The sequence below is a fragment of the Rheinheimera sp. genome (assembly GCF_036568245.1).
Lineage (GTDB): Bacteria > Pseudomonadota > Gammaproteobacteria > Enterobacterales > Alteromonadaceae > Alishewanella.
The window spans coordinates 1-2,117 of the sequence record NZ_DATCSY010000118.1 but is presented as its reverse complement, the minus strand read 5'-3'; the positions used below and the strand labels follow the sequence as shown (position 1 = coordinate 2,117).

The following is a 2,117-nucleotide window of genomic DNA, read 5'->3' as shown; positions in this document are numbered from 1 at the left end:
CGCAGCAGCAGGGGCTCATGCATTAAAACTGCAAACCTACACCCCAGATACCATTACGCTGGATGTCCACGAGCAGGAGTTTTTTATCGCCGATAAAAACAGCCTGTGGCAAGGTAACTCTTTGTACAATCTATATAAAGTAGCAATGACGCCGTGGGAGTGGCATAAACCCATTTTTGACTATGCCAACAGCAAAGGTATGTTGGCATTTAGCTCACCGTTTGACTTAACCGCCGTCGATTTTCTTGAATCACTTAATGTGCCCTGCTACAAAATCGCCTCGTTTGAGAATAGCGATCATGGTCTTTTAGCTGCAGTGGCTAAAACCGGCAAACCGGTTATTATGTCTACCGGCATGGCAACCCAAGCCGAGTTAGCCGAATCGGTGGAAGTATTACGAGATAATGGCTGTAAAGATTTAATACTGCTTAAATGCACCAGCAACTACCCTGCCCGCCCGGTAGATGCCAATTTGCGCACCATTCCCCATTTAGCACAGCTGTTTAATTGTCAGGTTGGTCTGTCTGATCACACCCCTGGCGTAGGCGTTTCTGTCGCAGCTGTTGCATTAGGCGCTACCGTAATTGAAAAACACTTTGTACTGGATAGAAACGGCGGTGAAGTTGATGCCGAGTTTTCATTGGAGCCAGCTGAGCTAAAAATGTTGGTAGAGGAAACTGCACGCGCTCGCGATGCGCTTGGCAGCGTGCATTATGGCTGTACTGAGAAAGAAGTTGCATCGCGTGTACATCGGCGCTCGTTATACATTGCGCAGGATTTACCCGTGGGTGCCGTTTTAACTACCGAAAACCTGCGTTCCGTGCGGCCAGGGCTCGGGTTAGCGCCTAAATATTTACCCTTGTTACTGGGCAAAGTGCTGAAACGTGCAGTAACCAAGGGCACGCCGATGAGTTGGGAGCTGATTTAATGAATACATCAGCACCGGTGTTATTATTTGGCGCCAGTAAAGCGGGTGAATTTTTTCTGCAGCAAAACCCAAACCTCAACGTTATCGCTGTTCTGGATAACGATCCGGCACGACAGGGCTGCCAGTTATCAGGGATACCTGTTATAGCGCCCTCTGAACTGCAAGCAGTTCAATTCGAGCAAATCATTATTACCAGCCAATGGGTTGATGCGATCAGTGCCCAGTTAGCCGCTATGGGAGTGCCAGCAGATAAAATCACCGTGCCGACAAAACAGCAATTAAAGGCAGCAAAGCCCTTTATGCATGCAGCAACATTACAACTGGCACATCAACTACTGCAGCGACTTAATGCTTATCTGCAACAGCATGGGATCCGCCCCTGTCTTGACTCCGGTACTCTACTGGGCGTGATCCGCCAGCAATCGTTAATCCCCTGGGATGATGATATTGACTTGGCTATTGATGATGCCGAGTTTGATGCTTTACTGCAGCTGATGCCGGATTTTATTACCCTACTACCCGAGCCAGAGCAGCTGAGTTGGCAAATAGTTGTCCTGACTATTGATCAGGTTGATGCCTGTATTAATCTGGAATTTACCCCAAAAGCGGGTAGCGAACTGCTGCCATTTGACCTGAGCCTGCAGCGTCGACAAATAAAAGGGGAAAACTCAGAGTTGGTATCGTCAGCCGGGTTATTTTTTGCGCCTGCACATCATTTTGCCCGTTATGAGCAGGTACAATTTCTGGGACAATCATTTTATATCCCCAGTGATACGCCAGGCTTTCTCGAATTTATGTACGGCAACTGGCAACAACCTGTGCAAGGAACCCGGATCACAGAGTATCAAAACCGCAGGTCACAGTTACCGGCAGCGAAAATGCAAGTGCGGGTGCAAAAACGTTTACTCGGCAGAACTAACTGATGCGGGTAATGCTAAGCAGCGCTGGTGCCAAGGTACCGCTACTACAGGCTCTGCGCAGTGCCGCCCACCGCCTGGATGCTCAGGCGCAACTGATTGCGGCGGATATGACATCACCTGTTGTCAGCCAATATTTTGCGGACACTTTCTGGCAGATGCCACCTTGTCAGGATCTGTACCTGCCAGAGATCATGGCCGGTTTAAAGCGGTATCAAATTAGCCATGTATTACCTAGCCGCGATGGCGAGCTGTTGTTTTGGGCTAAACAT

General features: G+C 48.9%; 3 protein-coding genes. All 3 read left to right on the top strand.

The window, feature by feature from the left end:
- A partial coding sequence (gene pseI / locus VIN66_RS05340) for a pseudaminic acid synthase (protein WP_331923000.1) occupies positions 1 to 928 on the top strand: 928 nt, incomplete at its 5' end.
- Positions 928 to 1,851, top strand: coding sequence for a nucleoside-diphosphate sugar epimerase/dehydratase (locus VIN66_RS05335; protein ID WP_331922999.1), 924 nt, complete (start codon positions 928 to 930; stop codon positions 1,849 to 1,851). The genes pseI and VIN66_RS05335, both read left to right, overlap by 1 nt.
- The coding region (locus tag VIN66_RS05330; protein ID WP_331922998.1) for a hypothetical protein at positions 1,851 to 2,117 on the top strand (267 nt) is incomplete at its 3' end. The genes VIN66_RS05335 and VIN66_RS05330, both read left to right, overlap by 1 nt.